Source organism: Klebsiella sp. GB_Kp047 (assembly GCF_040065235.1).
GTDB classification, from domain to species: Bacteria; Pseudomonadota; Gammaproteobacteria; order Enterobacterales; family Enterobacteriaceae; genus Klebsiella; species Klebsiella quasipneumoniae.
On the sequence record NZ_JBEAJG010000040.1, the window covers coordinates 1 to 17,469 of the forward strand.

Below are 17,469 nucleotides of genomic sequence, written 5' to 3' on the forward strand. Positions count from 1 at the left end.
GCGCTTGCATGGCATGCAAGAGGTCAGCGGTTCGATCCCGCTTAGCTCCACCAAAATTCAGAACCCTCGCTTCGGCGGGGGTTTTTGTTTTTATCTATTTTCATGTAAAGCATTTTCTGCTTAAGTCAGTTAATCTCCAGCAATTAAAATCGAAAGTAATTTCAGACTTTTTCCTGATAAATCACCTTGCCTGCCCTAAATAAGCAACATAACATTTCCCCCATTAAACGTAATGAGGTTGCCGGAGTTTTAATTAACAATAATGGTTGATAAAATTAACATTAATATCAAAAAAACTCTGTTGGCCTTTATCGTCTGTTTAGTCGCTATTCCGCTGGCTCGTTTTATTTCACCGCAAACGGTTATTGATGGCAATCTTATTTATATTGCCTGGCTGCCCATTAGCGTGATGTTTTCTGTTATTTTTATCTTTGGCCGCTATGCGATTGCGCCATTAATCCTCGCATTTGCCATCACCAATTGCTTTCTTATTAAATTAACGCTACCGCAGGCGCTTATCTTACTCTTTTGTCAGCTGTTTGCGGTGTTCTTCTCCTGCGCTATTCTAAGACTGATGGTGGGTAAGCGCTGGCGCTGTGGCCCGACGGCAAAACATATGGGAGCGCGGATCTTCTGGGGCGGCTTCTTCGCGCCGGTGCTGCTGAAACTCACCATGTACCTTGCCGGGCAATATTTTGCTTTTCCCTTATCTATTACCAGCTATTTTGGCAGTATGCCATTGATTTATACCGTAATAGATATTCAAAGTTTAATCAGCGCGGCATTAATTTTTACCACTTTTTTATATTATCCAATGCGGATGATTATCAATCCACGCTACGCCCGACGTTTCTGGCGGCAGGAATGTTTACCGTGGCTGGCAGCAAAATATCGTTCCTTTACGCTATATTGGTTTATTGCGCTGGCGGTGATATTAACGCTATTGTGTGCGCCGTATCAGTCTGAATTTATTGCCGGTTATTTAGTTCCGGTGATTTTTATCGTCTACTTTATCGGGATTAGCCGAATTGGTCATGCGCTGCTGCGTATTTCATGGTCGGTCTCGGCTTTTTTACTGGTGGTGTATAACAAAAACTTTCTCCAGGGCGTCCAAAGCGAGTATTCATTATCCTTTGTGCTCTCAGTGCTGATCTCCTTTACTATCTGTTTGTTTTATATGGCAGACACCTATGCCCGTAGCGACCGCAATAAACGCCGCTGGCGTAGTCAGGCGGAAGAAGATCCGCTGACTGGCTTGCCTAACCTGCGCGCGCTGGAGAGCCATTTACAGAGCTGTCCGCAGCAGGTTATCTGCAGCCTGCGTATTCATAATCTCGACTTTCTCAGCAGGCATTATGGCCTGATGATGGGGGTGGACTGTAAACGGCAGATTATTCGGGCGTTGCAACCGCTGCTGGGGGCGACGGATAAAGTTTTCCAGGTGCCGGGCAGCGAACTGATCCTCGTGCTTGACGGACCGGAGCCTTCGTCCCGTTTGCATCATATGGTCGCGGTTCTCAATCACAAAAAATTCAGCTGGCACAATCAGCCGCTGGATCTGGAGTTTGGCGCGGCGTGGGGCCGCGACGACGGTCAGCGCGAGGGACTTCACCAGATGCTGGGTCAGCTAAGCTGGCTTTCCGAACAGGCGGGTAGCGAACGTCGGGTGCTGGCCCTGGATGAGGAGCAGGAGCTGGTGGTGGATCAAACCACCGAGCAGGTGCGCCTCCTCATGCGCGTCAAGCAGGTGCTCAAAGAGCGGGCGCTGATGCTCTATGCGCAGCCGATTCAGAACAGGGAAGGGGAGGGATATCATGAGATCCTCACCCGCATGCGCTGTGGCGATAGCGTCATTATGCCCGATCAGTTTATCCCGTTGATTGTGCAGTTTAACCTCAGCCAACGTTTCGACATGCTGGTGCTTGAGACCTTGTTCAGCGTGCTTCATCAGCACCCTGGCCAGCGATTCTCGGTCAATCTGCTGCCTGCAACTCTGATGCAAAAGGACAGTGCCGTGCAGATTATCGCGCTGTTTCAGCGCTATGCGGTCTCACCAGACCTTATCACTATTGAAGTCACTGAAGAGCAGGCCTTCTCCAATGCCGACATCAGCCAGCAAAATCTTGAAGCGCTGCGCGCGTTTGGCTGCGCCATCGCCATTGATGACTTTGGCACCGGGTATGCGAACTATGAACGGCTGAAGCATCTGCAGGCCGATATCATCAAGATTGACGGCTGCTTCGTTCGCGACATCCTCACTGACCCGCTGGACGCCATTATGGTGAAATCGATTGTCGAGATGGCGCGGGCGAAACAGATGAGCGTGGTGGCGGAATATGTCGAAAGCGAACCGCAAAAAGCGCGCTTGCTGGAGCTGGGGGTGAATTATCTGCAGGGCTACCTGGTGGGCAAGCCCCAGCCGCTGGGCGAATGACGGGTAAAAAAAAGCCGGGCATTGCCCGGCTCAGAGGACTGGCGCCTGTTACAGAACCAGAGCCGCAATTGAAGCAGACAGTACGCTGACCAGCGTGGAGCCGTAAACCAGCTTCAGACCGAAGCGTGAAACCACGTTGCCCTGTTCTTCGTTCAGACCCTTGATCGCCCCGGCGATGATGCCGATAGACGAGAAGTTGGCGAAGGAGACCAGGAAGATAGAGATAATGCCTTCCGCACGCGGGGAGAGCGTCGAGGCGATTTTCTGCAGATCCATCATGGCGACGAATTCATTGGAGACCAGCTTGGTGGCCATAATACTACCCACCTGCAGCGCTTCGCTTGCCGGCACACCCATCACCCAGGCGACCGGGTAGAAGATGTAGCCAAGGATCCCCTGGAAGGAGATGCTGTAGCCGAACCAGCCGGTCACGGTGGCGAACAGGGCGTTCAGCGCGGAGATCAACGCGATGAAGCCGATCAGCATCGCCGCCACGATAATCGCGACTTTAAAGCCCGCCAGAATGTATTCGCCCAGCATCTCGAAGAAGCTTTGACCTTCGTGCAGATTCGACATCTGCAGATTTTCTTCACTCTCTTCCACGCGGTACGGGTTAATCAACGACAGCACGATAAAGGTGCTGAACATGTTGAGCACCAGCGCCGCGACGACGTACTTCGGCTGCAGCATGGTCATATACGCGCCGACGATGGACATCGATACGGTGGACATCGCGGTCGCCGCCATGGTGTACATACGGTTGCGCGACATTTTGCCGAGAATATCTTTATAGGCAATAAAGTTTTCCGACTGGCCGAGGATCAGCGAGCTGACGGCGTTGAAGGACTCCAGTTTGCCCATGCCGTTGATTTTCGACAGCACGGTACCGATGGCGCGGATAACAATCGGCAGGATGCGAATATGCTGCAAAATACCGATCAAAGCGGAAATGAAGACGATAGGGCACAGAACCTTAAGGAAGAAGAAGGCCAGACCTTTATCGTTCATACCGCCGAACACGAAGTTTGTCCCTTCGTTGGCAAAGCCGAGAAGTTTTTCAAACATCTCGGAGAAGCCTTTCACAAAACCCAGACCAATATCGGAGTTCAGGAAGAACCAGGCCAGCAGGACTTCAATGACAAGCAGTTGAACAACATAACGAATACGGATCTTTTTACGGTCATGACTAACCAACAGGGCCAGTATAGCCACCACAACGATCGCGAGGACAAAATGCAAGACGCGGTCCATAGTTGCTCCAAATATGAGGCAGGTTAAATTTCCGTGCACATTCTATGCAACGGCTTTAAAGAAAACGAGATCAATTGCACACTATTGCAAGGAACTGTGACCAATGGCAAAAATAGTGATCAAACATCCACTTTTGTTATGTTACGTAAAGGTTTTAAAAGTTGCATTCTTGTACTACTCTTAATATTTGGCGCGATCGGGTTTTCTGACGCCCTTTTCCATATCCGGCCAGCAATTGTTCCCTCCTATCACAGCAATTATTATCTCCATTCTAAATGAACTTGATAATCATTCGCATTTTGATAGCATGAAACATAGCAAAGGCTATATTTCCAGAGGCAGAAGATGACTAGCAGTCGCGTTGAGAATAGCAGTAGTCGCGCCGCGCGCAAGGTGAAGCTCGCCTTAATGGGGCCCGCTTTCGTCGCTGCCATTGGCTATATCGATCCGGGTAATTTCGCCACGAATATTCAGGCTGGCGCCAGCTTTGGCTATCAGCTGCTGTGGGTCGTAGTATGGGCCAACCTGATGGCGATGCTGATCCAGGTGCTCTCTGCCAAACTGGGCATTGCCACCGGTAAAAACCTGGCCGAGCAGATCCGCGACCATTACCCGCGCCCGGTCGTGTGGTTTTACTGGGTACAGGCGGAAATCATCGCCATGGCCACCGATCTGGCCGAATTTATCGGCGCTGCGATTGGCTTTAAGCTGGTGCTGGGCGTATCGCTTCTGCAAGGGGCGGTGCTGACCGGGGTGGCGACCTTCCTGATCCTGATGCTGCAGCGGCGCGGGCAAAAACCGCTGGAGAAGGTGATTGGCGGCTTGCTGCTGTTTGTTGCCGTCGCCTATGTCGTTGAATTGATCTTTTCCCAGCCCGCGCTGGCTCCCCTGACCAAAGGGCTGGCGATCCCTACGCTGCCCAACGGCGAGGCGGTATTCTTAGCCGCCGGGGTGCTGGGGGCCACTATTATGCCGCACGTGATCTACTTACACTCCTCGCTTACCCAGCATCTGCACGGCGGGACGCGAAAAGAACGCTATAACGCGACCCGCTGGGATGTGGCGATCGCCATGACCATTGCGGGGTTCGTTAACCTGGCGATGATGGCGACCGCCGCGGCGGCATTCCACTTCAACGGCCATACCGGCGTCGCCGATCTCGATCAGGCTTACAGAACGCTTGAGCCACTGCTGAGCCACGCGGCGGCGACTATCTTTGGCCTCAGCCTGGTCGCTGCAGGTTTATCCTCGACGGTGGTGGGGACTCTCGCAGGCCAGGTGGTCATGCAGGGCTTCATCCGCTTTCATATTCCGTTGTGGTTTCGCCGGGCGGTGACCATGCTGCCGTCGTTTGTCGTCATTCTGCTGGGACTGGATCCAACGCGTATTCTGGTGATGAGTCAGGTGTTGCTCAGCTTTGGTATTGCGCTTGCCCTGGTGCCGCTGCTGATATTTACCAGCAATGCAAAGCTAATGGGAGACCTGGTGAATACCCGTTGGGTGAGAGGCATCGGCTGGGCGATAGTCGCCATCGTGGTGAGCCTGAACGGCTGGTTAATTGTGGGATCGCTGCTCGGGGTGGATTGATGACTTCCTGCTGCGGAATAAAGCAAAGGGGAGCCGATGGGCTCCCCTTTTCGTCTGTTAGTGATGGCCATGTCCATGACCGTGACCGCGTCCGCCGGGACCTCGTCCCCAGCCGCCGCGATGGTCGTCGCGGTCGCTCCAGCCCGCGCGATAGCCGCGCTCCCAGGCTTTATCTCTGCCTTTGTACCAGCCTTTGTGCCAGCCGTTGTCATGACGATGCCAACGGTTATCACGCCATTCATAGTGACGACGCCAGTAATCACGGTCGCGCCAGCTGCCACCGTCCCAGTAGTTACCGTAATTGTCACGATCGCCAATTTGTAATTTTATCGATGGCAACAGGGTGATTTCACCAGCGTTAGCGACTAATGGCGCTGCGGCCAGCAGTACTGCTGCCAGAATCAGTGACCTGAACATACTCTTCTCCTTCACGATCGGGGCCGTAAGCGGCCTGTTAACCTGATATTACGGGCCGGTAAAGACCCGTCGCATCGGACGAACTCCGAAAGCGCAGAAAAGAGCACTTTTTGCTAAAGTAACATTTGCTTTACAGCGCCAGGATGGCATCAATCGCCGCGCACTCCCCGGCGCTGAAATGACGGTTTTTCAGCATCCCTACCGCATCATCCAGCTGGGCGGTTTTGCTGGCACCGATCAGCACGGAGGTGACTTTCTCCTCGCGCAGCACCCAGGCCAGCGCCATCTGCGACAGCTTCTGCCCGCGGGCTTCCGCCAGCGTATTCAGCTGACGAATTTTTTCTAATTTGGCGCGGGTCAGTTGCTCCGGCTGCAGAAAACGACTGCTGCTGGCGGCGCGTGAGTCTGCCGGAATGCCGTTAAGATAGCGGTCGGTTAGCTGGCCGCCGGACAGCGGTGAAAACGCTATACTTCCCACCCCTTCGGTCTGCAAAAAATCCAGTAATCCCTCTTCCACACCGCGTTCAAACATGGAGTAGCGAGGCTGGTGAATGACGCAGGGGGTGCCGAGGTCGTTAAGGATTTTCACCGCTTCTCGCGCCTGTGCGAGCGGATAGTTAGAGAGGCCGACGTACAACGCTTTACCCTGGCGGACAAGATGATCGAGCGCGCGCATCGTTTCCGTCAGCGGTGTCTCCGGGTCCGGGCGGTGATGATAAAAAATATCGACATACTCCAGCCCCATGCGCCGCAGGCTCTGGTTCAGACTGGCCACCAGGTATTTGCGTGAACCCCAGTCGCCGTAAGGGCCGTCCCACATGGTGTAACCCGCTTTGGTGGAGATGATCAACTCATCGCGATAGGGCAGGAGGGCCTCTTTAAGGATGCGGCCAAAATTGCTCTCCGCCGAGCCCGGCGGCGGCCCATAATTATTGGCCAGGTCGAAATGGGTAATGCCGAGGTCAAACGCGTGCAGGAGCATCTGCCGGCTGGTTTCCACCCGCGTTTCATCGCCAAAGTTATGCCACAGACCGAGAGAAATAGCCGGGAGCTGAAGGCCGCTGCTCCCGCAGCGACGATAGGCCATCGTTTGATATCGCGTGGTGCTTGCCTGGTAAACCATTCTTCCTCCGCAGATAAAACAAGGTGTGTATACGTTTACACTAATCAATGTTTTGCGTGGAGTACACCGCTTTTTAGGCGTAACTATTGCTTTACACCGGCTTTATCGTCCCCCTTCTGGACAGGCGGATCGCTTATTCAATACTCAAATTACACCTGCACCAAAATGAGGATAATGGACATGCAACCGACCTACACTATTGGGGATTATCTGCTGGATCGCCTTGTTGACTGCGGTATTGACCGCTTGTTCGGCGTACCAGGAGATTACAACTTACAGTTTCTCGATCGCGTCATCGCGCACAGCGCCTTGGGGTGGGTCGGCTGCGCCAACGAGCTGAATGCGGCCTATGCTGCTGACGGTTATGCACGCATTAAGGGGGCCGGCGCGTTACTAACAACCTACGGCGTCGGCGAACTAAGCGCCCTGAACGGCGTGGCGGGAAGCTATGCGGAGCATATTCCGGTATTACATATCGTCGGTGCGCCCTCCACTGGCGCTCAGCAGCGCGGCGAACTGCTGCATCACACCCTGGGTGACGGCGATTTCCGCCATTTTGCGCGAATGAGCGAGCAGATCACCTGTAGCCAGGCGCTGCTGACCGCTGGCAACGCCTGCCATGAGATCGACCGTGTTCTGCGCGATATGCTGACGCATCATCGACCTGGCTATCTGATGTTGCCGGCCGATGTCGCCAGAGCGGCAGCGATTGCCCCAGCGCAGCGCTTGCTGGCGGAGGCCGCTCCGGCGGATCAAAACCAGCTCGCCGGATTCTGCGAACATGCCAGCCGCCTGCTGCGGGGCAGTCGACGCATTTCCCTGCTGGCGGACTTCCTCGCGCAACGCTATGGCCTGCAGAACACGCTCCGGGAGTGGGTAGCGAAAACCCCCGTCGCCCACGCCACCATGCTCATGGGCAAGGGGCTGTTCGATGAGCAGCAGAGAGGTTTTGTCGGCACCTACAGCGGCATCGCCAGCGCGCCGCAGACCCGGGAGGCTATCGAAAACGCCGACACCATCATCTGCATTGGGACGTGCTTCACCGACACTATCACCGCAGGGTTCACCCAGCATCTGGCGCGGGAGAAGACCATTGAGATCCAGCCCTTCGCCGTCAGGGTGGGCGATCACTGGTTCAGCGGCGTGCCAATGGATCAAGCCCTGGCTGCATTAATGACGCTTTCCGCCCCGCTGGCGGCGGAGTGGGCGGCGCCTCAGGTCGTGGCGCCGGAAGTGGAAGAGGAGGGCGAAGGCGAGTTAACCCAGAAGAATTTCTGGTCGACAGTGCAAGATGCGCTGCGCCCCGGCGATATTATCCTCGCCGATCAGGGGACGGCGGCATTTGGCATCGCGGCGCTTAAGCTCCCCTCTGAGGCATCGCTGATCGTCCAGCCGCTGTGGGGATCGATTGGTTTTACCCTCCCGGCCGCCTATGGCGCGCAAACCGCGGCGGCAGAGCGGCGGGTGGTGCTGATCGTCGGCGATGGCGCCGCCCAGCTGACGATTCAGGAAATGGGCTCTATGCTGCGCGATAAACAAAAGCCGCTTATTCTGCTGCTGAATAACGAAGGGTATACCGTAGAACGGGCGATTCACGGTCCGGAGCAGCGCTACAATGATATTGCCCTGTGGGACTGGCGGCGCCTGCCGGAAGCCTTCGCCCCGGACGTTGCCTCGCGCTGCTGGCGGGTTACGCACACTGCTGAGCTACGGGAGGCGATGGCGGAGAGTATCACCTCCGATACTCTCACCCTGGTGGAAGTGATGCTGCCGAAAATGGATATCCCCGATTTCCTGCGCGCGGTGACGCAGGCGCTGGAGGAACGAAACAGCCGCGTTTAGTCGGTATGGCGTCTGGCAATCATTAAGGGCCTCCCGGCCAGCAGCAGCCAGGCCGGGAGCATCACAATGCACAGCAGCGGCAGCAGCGTGGTGTCCGGAACCACCACAGCGGCCATAAACAGGCTCAGCCAGCCGTCGCGGGTGACGACCAGCACCATGCCGAGGATCGCGCAGGAGACGGTAATTGCCGCCGGCACGGCGTCCACGTGGGCATGCAGCATCAGCCCCAGCGCCACGCCGACGAAGACCGCGGGGAAAATCCGCCCGCCGCGAAAGCCGCAGGCCGAGGCGAGAACCAGCGCAGCCAGTTTGACCAGCGCAATGAGCAGATAATCCGAGGCGGTCAGCGTCTGGCTGAAGGCCAACTGCTGCATCTCATCCAGCCCCTTAAACAGCGTTAAATGTCCGCCAATGGTTCCAAGGATCCCTAGCAGCAAGCCGCCGAGGCCCAGCGTCAGGATTGGGTTTTTCAGGCGATGCATCAGCGTGTGCAGGCGCGGCAGACACCAGACGGCGACCATACCGACAGCGATAGCGATCAGGGCGACGATCATACCGCTGACGATATCGACGAAGTGCATCTGGCTATAGTGCGCGATCGGCAGCGTGAAGTGGGGGTGGAAAAACAGCCCGGTCGTCAGCGCGCCCGCGGCGGCGGCAAGCATCGGGGCAAACAGACGATCCCACAGCGGCGACTCGTTGCTGCTGTTCAGGGTTTGCGAAAAAATCAGCGCGGCGGCCACCGGGGTGCCGAAGAGGGCGCCGATGGTGCCTGAGGCCGCGAGAATGGTCCAGTCCAGAGAGCTGACCCGGGGGAACAGTCGGGAGCCGACGGCGACGGCCAGCGCAATATTCACCACCATAATTGGATGCTCCGGGCCCAGGCTGACGCCGCCGGCGAGGCCAAGGATCAGCGCCGCCAGCAGCCCGGGCAGCGCGCCGGTGGCAATAGGCGCGCCGATTAACGACTCGGTCGCCGGGTCCGGCCCGGCGTGCCCCGGGCTGTAACGGACGACCAGGCCCACCGCGATCCCCGTCGCCGTGAGAATGGCGATGATCCACAGCGGGTTGTCGGCGCTCACCCCAAACTGCACAGGCAGATTGCTCCACAGGATGCGCTGCAGCAACGCGGCAACTTTCATCGCGCCGATCAGGATCAAACTGGAGGCGATGCCAATCAGGATAGCTGGCACCGACAGGATCAGCATTGTTCTGGCGCGAGGATGGAGCATGAAAATGTCCTTGTTAAAGTTCAGGAGCACTACTTTGCCTTTGTCGACGGGGACCGTCGATGCAAATGGTGCTGAAACGATAAAGTTAAGGCGGCGTCTGATACCCGTGGCCTCGTTAATAGGCTACTTTGCATTGATTACAAACTAAATGTGACCTGTGTCGCTAAACAAGGGGCGTCCGCGAGTTGGACGTTGTTGTTAAGCCGCCATGAATTTACAGTGTGCCAAAAGATTTATTTTGACTTTAGCGGAGCCGTAACGGAATGACAAAATTTGCTTTAGTAGGAGATGTCGGGGGGACCAACGCCCGCCTGGCGCTGTGTGATCTGGCGAGCGGAGAGATCTCTCGTGCAAAGACCTATTCCGGGCTCGATTACCCCAGTCTGGAGGCGGTGGTGCGCGTCTATCTCGAGGAGCATCAGGTGACGGTCAGCGAAGGCTGTATCGCCATCGCTTGCCCGATCACCGGCGACTGGGTGGCGATGACCAACCATACCTGGGCCTTCTCCATCGCCGAGATGAAGCGCAACCTTGGCTTTGCGCACCTGGAGATTATTAACGATTTCACCGCCGTTTCAATGGCCATCCCGATGCTGAAAGCTGAGCACCTGATTCAGTTCGGCGGCAGCGCGCCGGTAGCCGGCAAACCGATCGCCGTTTATGGCGCCGGAACCGGGCTGGGCGTAGCCCATCTGGTGCACGTTGATAAGCGCTGGGTCAGCCTGCCTGGCGAAGGCGGCCATGTCGATTTTGCGCCGAACAGTGAAGAAGAGGGCATTATTCTGGAAGAGCTGCGCGCTGAACTGGGGCACGTCTCCGCAGAACGCGTGCTCTCGGGGCCTGGTCTGGTCAACCTCTATCGCGCGATAGTCAAATCGGATGGTCGACTGCCGGAGAACCTGCAGCCGCGTGAGGTCACCGAGCGGGCGCTGGCGGATAGCTGCACCGACTGTCGCCGGGCGCTGTCGCTGTTCTGCGTCATTATGGGGCGCTTCGGTGGAAACCTGGCGCTGACCCTGGGGACGTTTGGCGGCGTGTATATCGCCGGCGGCATCGTGCCGCGCTTCCTGGAGTTCTTTAAAGCCTCCGGCTTCCGCGGCGGTTTTGAGGACAAAGGCCGATTTAAAGCCTATGTCCAGGATATCCCGGTTTACCTGATCGTGCATGACAACCCAGGCCTGCTGGGCTCCGGCGCGCATCTGCGTCAGACGCTGGGTCAGGTGCTGTAAGCGCATTCCTCCCGGGCTACCGCCGTAGCCCGGCAAGGCGGGGCTCCCCGTCGTCTACAGATTCATCAGCTGGCGAAACTCTTTCACTTTACTGCGACTGACCGGAACCTGAAACTCCAGGTCGCGCAGACGTAGCACGTAGGTATTGTTAAACCATGGCTCAATTTCACGAATTTTGCTGAGATTCACACAGTACGAGCGGTGACAGCGAAAGAAATGTGCGGTGGGCAGTTTGCTGCAGAATTCGGTAATGTTCATCGGCATGACGAAAGACTCCCGGCGAGTGTAGACGAAGGTCATCTTCTCGTGCGCCTCTGCATAATAGATATCATGGATACTGGTGACGATGATCCGCTCATCTTTTATCAGATTGATGGTGTCGTTTTCCCGAGGCGCCGCGCTGGCTAGCCCGGAGGCGGCGTTATTTTGCTGCTGCCAGGCGGCGGTCAGCTTCTGCAGCATATTGATGATGCGCGACTCCTGGTAGGGCTTGAGGATGTAGTCAAACGCCTCCAGCTCAAAGGCTTCCACGGCGTGTTCTTTCCACGCGGTGATAAAAACGATAAAAGGCTTATGGGCGAACTGGCTGATGTTTTGCGCCAGCAGAACGCCGTCCAGCGACGGAATATTGATATCGAGAAAGATGGCGTCGACCTTGTTGTGCTGGAGAAATTTCAGCACGTCCAGACCGTCGTCAAAGCTGCCGACGATCTCCATCTGGCTGTGGGTGTTGATAAGCCAGGAGAGCTCCTGTTGGGCCAGAAACTCATCCTCCACAATGATAACTTTCATCTTTTCTCCGCTCATGACAACAGAGACTCCGTCAGCGCCTGCGGCGTAGAGTGATTGGGGACATAAAAGGCGATTTCCGTTCCTGGCGTCAGGGTGCGGATATGCAGCCCCTCGCCGTAGAGCAGTTTCACCCGATGATGAACGTTGAGCAGGCCGATTTTGTTACCTGGCATTTCATCGGCTTCCACGCGGGCGACCACGGCGGGATCGATGCCGTTGCCGGTGTCGCGAACGCTGATGCGAACCCGATTGCCGCACTCATTGATGCCGATCGTCACCACCCCTTTCCCTTTACACGGCTGAATGCCGTGCACAATGGCATTTTCCACCAGGGGCTGGATAAGCAGGCTCGGGATCACGCAGCTGACGTCGTCGTCAATATCATAGATGACCGTCAGTTTGTCGCCGAATCGCGCCTGTTCAATGGCGATGTAATCTTTGATCTGATACAGCTCTCGTTTGATATCGATCTGCTCATCGTCTTTTAATTCGATGTTATAGCGCAGATAGCGCGACAGATTAAAAATGAGCTGGCGCGCGGTGTCCGGATTAAGGCGAATCGAGGAGGAGATCGCGTTCAGGGCATTGAATAAAAAGTGCGGGTTAATCTTGCTTTGCAGAGCGCGCAGCTCCGCTTTGTTGGCCATCTCCCGCAGCTGTTCGGCGCGGGAAACCTCCAGCTGGGTGGAGATGATTTGTGACAGGCCTATCGCCATCTCCTGCAGCGTCGAGGTGATGCGATGGGCGTGGCAGTAATAGATTTTTAGCGTGCCGGTGACCACCCCCTTTTCCCACAGCGGGATGACCATTAAGGAGTGGATCTCCGGCGTGCGGTGGGCTTCGTCATTGTTTTTTATAATGATCTTTCCATAACGAATGGCCTGTCGGGTAGTGGGGCTGATGACATCGTCATGGTGTTGATAGTTGGCTTCACCGACGCCCACGTAGGCCAGCACGTGTTCCGTATTGGTGATTGCCACCGCGTCGGCGGTAATGTCGCGGCGGATGATGTCGCAAACCTGGCGCAGAGAATCGCTGTTGACCTGACGGAACAGCGGCAGGGTTTTGTTGGCAATGTCGAGCGCCAGTTTCGCCTGCCGCGCGGCGCTGGCCTCCTTTTCACCTTCCACGCTCTGCACCAGCAGCACGATAAAGCCGATGCAGACGCTGCCAAGGATCATCGGGATACCAATTTTCGAGACGATATCCAGGCCGAGGCTCAGAGAGGGCGCCCAGACTATCACCAGGATCATGGTCAGGGTCTCGCAGACCATGCCGGCCAGAATGCCGATTTTCCAGCGTTGATCGCGGGCCACCTTGCGGTTAATCAACCCCGACAGCAGACCGGCGATGATGCTGGTGATAAAGCAGGGTACGGCGGTCACGCCGTCAATATCAATCAGATAGCGGTGCACACCGGCAATCACCCCGACAATGGCTCCCACCCATGGGCCAAACAGGATCCCGCCGGACATCACGGCGATGATGCGCACGTTTACCAGCGATCCTTCCACCGGCACACCGGACCAGGTACTGAAGAGCGCGAACAGCGAGAAGATGGCGGTGACAGCCAGCAGCTCTTTCGGCGTATGCGCTGATTTATGCAGCAGTTCGCGGAACAGGCGGAGGCGAATAAGGAAAAACAGGCAAATAAGCATCAGGGCCGCACGATCATAGACCGCCAGCATCATAGTAAAGATTTCGTGCATGGGTGCGCCGCGTCAGTGGCCAGAAAAGGACATGATAAAAAACCTGACGACAGAAGACCAGCCGCAGAAAAATAATGAGGAAAAGGCACACTTTTAAAAGGGGATTGAATCATGGCAAGGCGACAAACCGCTAGACGCCAGAGGAAACGATAAATACCCGTGATAGAAAAGATATCAATATGTTACCACTTGCATACAAAACGGTATTCATCCCGCGGCGTACTGCCGTATTTAGCGCAGACGATACCCGTTTTTAACGCCAGTGATTATTTTTCGTCAGGGCACTCGACAACGTGTTTTTTTTCAGGTTATTTTCTAAACGAGCCGCAACAGCGGCAGCGTCGCTCGGACGGTCCGGGCGCTAACGTTAATCAGAGGAACCTATGGCTGAATCCAGTCCTGAACGCCGTTTTACGCGTATCGATCGTCTCCCCCCGTACGTTTTTAATATTACTGCCGAACTGAAAATGGCTGCGCGCCGGCGCGGCGAAGATATTATCGATTTCAGTATGGGCAATCCCGATGGCGCGACGCCGCCGCATATCGTGGAAAAACTCTGCACCGTCGCGCAGCGGCCTGACACCCATGGTTACTCTACCTCGCGGGGGATCCCACGCCTGCGTCGCGCTATTTCGCGCTGGTATGAAGAACGCTATAACGTCGATATCGATCCGGAATCGGAAGCGATTGTCACCATTGGTTCGAAAGAGGGGCTGGCGCACCTGATGCTGGCGACGCTGGATCATGGCGACACCGTGCTGGTGCCGAACCCCAGCTATCCGATCCATATCTACGGCGCGGTAATTGCCGGGGCGCAGGTGCGCTCGGTGCCGTTGGTGGAAGGGGTGGATTTCTTTAACGAACTGGAACGCGCCATCCGCGAGAGCTATCCGAAGCCGAAGATGATGATCCTTGGCTTTCCCTCGAATCCGACCGCGCAGTGCGTCGAGCTGGATTTCTTTGAAAAGGTTGTCGCCCTGGCGAAGCAGTATGACATCCTGGTCGTCCACGATCTGGCCTATGCCGATATCGTGTATGACGGCTGGAAAGCGCCCTCCATTATGCAGGTGCCTGGCGCGCGCGATGTCGCCGTCGAGTTCTTTACCCTGTCGAAAAGCTATAACATGGCCGGCTGGCGAATTGGCTTTATGGTCGGCAATAAGACCCTGGTGAACGCGCTCGCCCGCATCAAAAGCTACCATGACTACGGCACGTTTACGCCGCTGCAGGTGGCGGCGATAGCGGCCCTGGAGGGCGATCAGCAATGCGTGCGGGATATCGCGGAACAGTATAAGCGCCGCCGCGATGTGCTGGTGAAAGGGCTCCACGAGGCCGGCTGGATGGTTGAGTGTCCGAAGGCGTCCATGTACGTCTGGGCGAAAATTCCGGAACCTTATGCCGACATGGGCTCGCTGGAGTTTGCGAAAAAGCTGCTTAACGAAGCTAAGGTTTGCGTCTCTCCGGGGATTGGCTTTGGCGATTATGGCGATACCCATGTCCGCTTCGCGCTGATCGAGAACCGGGACCGGACGCGTCAGGCGATCCGCGGCATCAAGGCGATGTTCCGCGCTGATGGCTTACTGCCCGCTGCGAGCTAGCGCTTCGGCGAATACGCTATAACAAAAACGGGAGCCTGTGGGCTCCCGTTTTTTTGACACCGCTGCAGTCTAGATCATCAGGGCAAAAGTACCGGCCCAAACGATGACCATAAAAGAGAGACCCATAAAGAAGTATTTCACGACTCATCACTCCACGCGCTTATGCGACGTTCAAATGAATTAATTGTTCTGTTTTTCAAGGGCTGTCGCCGGTGAAATCTCACCCTGCGGCAGCTCGCAATTCTGTGCGTTTAGTGCTCCAGATGGCGCTAATGTACGCCTAAAAAATCAGGGAAACAAGGGGCATTTTTTTATTAATTTTTAGTTACTTACGAGTGTCGTGATTCGGCGACACATTAATTTCGCCCGGTAATAAATTTAGCGCCAGCGACGCTACCAAAACGGGTTTCTCGTTAGTGATATTCGCGGGGCTAGTCAGGCTTGGCGCGCGGCATTCAGGTTGCCACGCGCCGCCGGTTTAATGCAGATCAGAGGCGCGCTGTCGCCACTCGGCCGGGTAGTGCGCTGGGATAAAGCGCAGCGTGAGCGCCATGAGTAACAGGACACAAAGCGCATGCCAGGACCAGTCAAGGGTGTAGTTCCCGCTCAGGCTACGCAGCAGGCCGGAAAGCCAGGGCGACAGGCCGGCGATGATAAATCCGATACCTTGCATAAAGGCTACCAGCCGGCCGGCCACCGTCGGTTGCCCGGCGTGATCGAGGGCCAGCACCAGGCACAGGGGAAACGCGCCGCCCAGACCCACGCCGCAGGCGAGGGCCCAAAGCGCTGGGAAGTGCTGCGGCAGCCAGATGAAGCCGCAGAACCCAATCAGCTGTAGCGCCAGAGCAAGCAGCAGAAGCTGGCGCCGGTCATCCTGGCGAGCCAGCGCCGGCAGCAGCAGCGCGCCTGCGGTTTGCCCAACCGTCAGCAGCGCCAGCAGCGAGCCGCTGTACTGGGCGCTGTCGCCAAGCTGCATATAGTAGGGCGGCAGCCAGGCGATTAGACTGGCGTAGCCGGCGTTGATCAGTCCGAAATAGAGTCCCAGCGTCCAGGCGCGGCGCTGGCCAATAATCGCCACCCGGGGCGCGGCGCTGGTCTGATGCGGGGCGCGGGGCAGGTGCCGACAAATCGCCAGCCAGCTGAACAGGGCGAGGAGGGCGGGGAGCGCCCACCAGGCCAGCGCATCCCGCCATGCTGTGCTATGCGACGCCAGCCATGGCGTAAACGCGGCGCCTAACCCGCCACCGCCCATTAGCGCCGCTGACCATAGCCCCATCACCAGCGGCGTCCGGCGGGCGAACAAGCGCTTAATTACCGCCGGGATGGCAGCCTGGATTATGCCGATGCCAACGCCTCCGGCCAGGGCGCTGGTGAGCAGTAGGCCGCTATTCGGAGCGATTTCCCGCAGCAGGGCGCCCGCCGCGATAATCAGCAGACTTAGCGCAATGCTACGGTTTTGACCGACATAACGATCGACCGAACCGGCGGCCAGCGCCAGCACGCCCATCGCTATCACCGGCAGGGCGGTCAGTAGCGCGGCCAGGGTATAGCTCATCCCGCTGGCGGCGCGGATCTCCGGAAGCAAAGGGCCGATGGAGGTGAGCAGCGGTCGCATATTTATGCCGATCAGCACCAGGATCCCCAGCGTCAGATTCTGTCGCAATACGGCTTTCATGGCTGCTGTTCCGCCCACCGCTGATAAACTGCCAGCCCCTCCGGCTGCGGGCGATGATGGATCGGCAACGTCTGCTGCGCCAGCGGCTGCTGCAACTGCTGATAAATCGCGGCGGTAGATAGCTGGAAAGGTTCTCCGTCCTGATTGCTGTTGGCGAAAAACACTTCCCGCACGCCGGTTAAATAGAGGGCGCTAAGACACATCGGGCAAGGTTGTCCGCTGGCGTAGATAACGCATTCGCGCAGAACCTCGCTCCCCAGCCTGGCGGCAATATCGCGGACGGCATTCAGTTCGGCATGCGCCGTTGGGTCGCCGCTTAGATGAAAGGTATTGACGGCTTCGGCGACAACCTCGTCATGGCGCACCAGCACGGCGCCAAAGGGACGACCGCCGTGGCTGATGTTGTGGTTTGCCAGCGTTAGGGCGCGCTGGAGATAGCGATCGTGAGCGGACATAGTCACTCCTGCATAAGATGCTGTTCAGGGAAAAAAAGGCAACGGGTCGTGCGTAGAGGGTACGTAACTTGTTTCATAAGTTAAAAGACTTATTTATGATTAACCCTAGTTGAATTACTTATAGG

General features: G+C 56.5%; 15 protein-coding genes. 6 read left to right on the forward strand and 9 right to left on the reverse strand.

Annotation, left to right across the window (positions count from 1 at the left end):
* Positions 1 to 262 precede the first annotated feature (262 nt).
* On the forward strand, positions 263 to 2,434 hold the full coding sequence (locus tag ABLV76_RS19080; protein WP_004202018.1) for an EAL domain-containing protein: 2,172 nt from the start codon (positions 263 to 265) through the stop codon (positions 2,432 to 2,434).
* Between the two features lie 48 nt (positions 2,435 to 2,482).
* Here ABLV76_RS19080 and nupC read toward each other — a convergent pair whose 3' ends face one another.
* Positions 2,483 to 3,685 carry a nucleoside permease NupC gene (nupC, locus tag ABLV76_RS19085; RefSeq protein ID WP_004202020.1) on the reverse strand — a complete coding sequence of 401 codons (1,203 nt, stop codon included), beginning with the start codon at positions 3,683 to 3,685 and terminating at the stop codon, positions 2,483 to 2,485.
* A gap of 345 nt (positions 3,686 to 4,030) precedes the next feature.
* Between nupC and ABLV76_RS19090 the strand changes: the two genes are divergently transcribed.
* On the forward strand, positions 4,031 to 5,272 hold the full coding sequence (locus ABLV76_RS19090; RefSeq protein ID WP_004202021.1) for an Nramp family divalent metal transporter: 1,242 nt from the start codon (positions 4,031 to 4,033) through the stop codon (positions 5,270 to 5,272).
* A gap of 57 nt (positions 5,273 to 5,329) precedes the next feature.
* Here ABLV76_RS19090 and ABLV76_RS19095 read toward each other — a convergent pair whose 3' ends face one another.
* Complete coding sequence (locus ABLV76_RS19095) at positions 5,330 to 5,689, reverse strand: DUF2502 domain-containing protein (protein ID WP_065903341.1); 360 nt, start codon at positions 5,687 to 5,689, stop codon at positions 5,330 to 5,332.
* 130 nt (positions 5,690 to 5,819) lie between these two features.
* Positions 5,820 to 6,812 carry an aldo/keto reductase gene (locus ABLV76_RS19100; protein ID WP_065802936.1) on the reverse strand — a complete coding sequence of 331 codons (993 nt, stop codon included), beginning with the start codon at positions 6,810 to 6,812 and terminating at the stop codon, positions 5,820 to 5,822.
* A 180-nt stretch (positions 6,813 to 6,992) separates the two neighbouring features.
* On the opposite strand from ABLV76_RS19100, the gene ABLV76_RS19105 reads away from it, so the two are divergent.
* Complete coding sequence (locus tag ABLV76_RS19105; RefSeq protein ID WP_348878422.1) at positions 6,993 to 8,654, forward strand: thiamine pyrophosphate-binding protein; 1,662 nt, start codon at positions 6,993 to 6,995, stop codon at positions 8,652 to 8,654.
* On the opposite strand, the gene ABLV76_RS19110 is transcribed toward ABLV76_RS19105, so the two are convergent.
* On the reverse strand, positions 8,651 to 9,886 hold the full coding sequence (locus ABLV76_RS19110; protein WP_108451030.1) for an ion channel protein: 1,236 nt from the start codon (positions 9,884 to 9,886) through the stop codon (positions 8,651 to 8,653). The two genes, ABLV76_RS19105 and ABLV76_RS19110, sit on opposite strands and share 4 nt — an antisense overlap.
* A gap of 263 nt (positions 9,887 to 10,149) precedes the next feature.
* On the opposite strand from ABLV76_RS19110, the gene glk reads away from it, so the two are divergent.
* A complete protein-coding gene (gene glk, locus ABLV76_RS19115) occupies positions 10,150 to 11,115 on the forward strand; it encodes a glucokinase (RefSeq protein WP_004202027.1) in 966 nt (321 codons plus the stop codon).
* A 54-nt stretch (positions 11,116 to 11,169) separates the two neighbouring features.
* Here the strand turns inward: glk and ABLV76_RS19120 are convergent, their stop codons facing one another.
* Together ABLV76_RS19120 and ABLV76_RS19125 are read right to left on the reverse strand one after the other, a co-directional pair.
* Positions 11,170 to 11,907: a LytTR family DNA-binding domain-containing protein gene (locus ABLV76_RS19120; protein WP_004202028.1), complete on the reverse strand. Its 738-nt coding sequence runs from the start codon at positions 11,905 to 11,907 to the stop codon at positions 11,170 to 11,172.
* 11 nt (positions 11,908 to 11,918) lie between these two features.
* On the reverse strand, positions 11,919 to 13,616 hold the full coding sequence (locus ABLV76_RS19125; protein WP_017899496.1) for a sensor histidine kinase: 1,698 nt from the start codon (positions 13,614 to 13,616) through the stop codon (positions 11,919 to 11,921).
* Here ABLV76_RS19125 and ABLV76_RS19130 point away from each other — a divergent pair.
* Positions 13,615 to 13,713, forward strand: a complete 99-nt coding sequence (locus tag ABLV76_RS19130) for a hypothetical protein (protein ID WP_032428955.1) — start codon at positions 13,615 to 13,617, stop codon at positions 13,711 to 13,713. The two genes, ABLV76_RS19125 and ABLV76_RS19130, sit on opposite strands and share 2 nt — an antisense overlap.
* Positions 13,714 to 13,999: 286 nt before the next feature.
* Positions 14,000 to 15,214 (forward strand): alanine transaminase, encoded by a 1,215-nt coding sequence (gene alaC, locus ABLV76_RS19135; RefSeq protein ID WP_004202031.1) that lies wholly within the window; start codon positions 14,000 to 14,002, stop codon positions 15,212 to 15,214.
* A gap of 69 nt (positions 15,215 to 15,283) precedes the next feature.
* Here alaC and ypdK read toward each other — a convergent pair whose 3' ends face one another.
* From ypdK to ABLV76_RS19150, 3 genes are all read right to left on the reverse strand, one after another.
* Positions 15,284 to 15,355 carry a membrane protein YpdK gene (gene ypdK / locus ABLV76_RS19140; RefSeq protein ID WP_099119320.1) on the reverse strand — a complete coding sequence of 24 codons (72 nt, stop codon included), beginning with the start codon at positions 15,353 to 15,355 and terminating at the stop codon, positions 15,284 to 15,286.
* A 337-nt stretch (positions 15,356 to 15,692) separates the two neighbouring features.
* The gene (locus tag ABLV76_RS19145; RefSeq protein ID WP_004202032.1) at positions 15,693 to 16,889 is read right to left on the reverse strand and encodes a CynX/NimT family MFS transporter; all 1,197 of its coding nucleotides are present in this window, start codon (positions 16,887 to 16,889) and stop codon (positions 15,693 to 15,695) included.
* Positions 16,886 to 17,344 (reverse strand): nucleoside deaminase, encoded by a 459-nt coding sequence (locus ABLV76_RS19150; RefSeq protein WP_004202034.1) that lies wholly within the window; start codon positions 17,342 to 17,344, stop codon positions 16,886 to 16,888. Before ABLV76_RS19150 ends, ABLV76_RS19145 begins: the two co-directional genes overlap by 4 nt.
* Between the last annotated feature and the right edge of the window lie 125 nt (positions 17,345 to 17,469).

Bases quoted from the DNA above. Each gene is read 5' to 3' on its own strand.
- ABLV76_RS19125 (WP_017899496.1), bottom strand. From the start codon at position 13,616: ATGCACGAAATCTTTACTATGATGCTGGCGGTCTATGATCGTGCGGCC.
- ABLV76_RS19100 (WP_065802936.1), bottom strand. From the start codon at position 6,812: ATGGTTTACCAGGCAAGCACCACGCGATATCAAACGATGGCCTATCGT.
- ABLV76_RS19110 (WP_108451030.1), bottom strand. From the start codon at position 9,886: ATGCTCCATCCTCGCGCCAGAACAATGCTGATCCTGTCGGTGCCAGCT.
- alaC (WP_004202031.1), top strand. From the start codon at position 14,000: ATGGCTGAATCCAGTCCTGAACGCCGTTTTACGCGTATCGATCGTCTC.
- ABLV76_RS19150 (WP_004202034.1), bottom strand. From the start codon at position 17,344: ATGTCCGCTCACGATCGCTATCTCCAGCGCGCCCTAACGCTGGCAAAC.
- ABLV76_RS19120 (WP_004202028.1), bottom strand. From the start codon at position 11,907: ATGAAAGTTATCATTGTGGAGGATGAGTTTCTGGCCCAACAGGAGCTC.
- ABLV76_RS19080 (WP_004202018.1), top strand. From the start codon at position 263: ATGGTTGATAAAATTAACATTAATATCAAAAAAACTCTGTTGGCCTTT.
- ABLV76_RS19145 (WP_004202032.1), bottom strand. From the start codon at position 16,889: ATGAAAGCCGTATTGCGACAGAATCTGACGCTGGGGATCCTGGTGCTG.
- ABLV76_RS19130 (WP_032428955.1), top strand. From the start codon at position 13,615: ATGGGTGCGCCGCGTCAGTGGCCAGAAAAGGACATGATAAAAAACCTG.
- glk (WP_004202027.1), top strand. From the start codon at position 10,150: ATGACAAAATTTGCTTTAGTAGGAGATGTCGGGGGGACCAACGCCCGC.
- nupC (WP_004202020.1), bottom strand. From the start codon at position 3,685: ATGGACCGCGTCTTGCATTTTGTCCTCGCGATCGTTGTGGTGGCTATA.
- ABLV76_RS19095 (WP_065903341.1), bottom strand. From the start codon at position 5,689: ATGTTCAGGTCACTGATTCTGGCAGCAGTACTGCTGGCCGCAGCGCCA.
- ABLV76_RS19090 (WP_004202021.1), top strand. From the start codon at position 4,031: ATGACTAGCAGTCGCGTTGAGAATAGCAGTAGTCGCGCCGCGCGCAAG.
- ABLV76_RS19105 (WP_348878422.1), top strand. From the start codon at position 6,993: ATGCAACCGACCTACACTATTGGGGATTATCTGCTGGATCGCCTTGTT.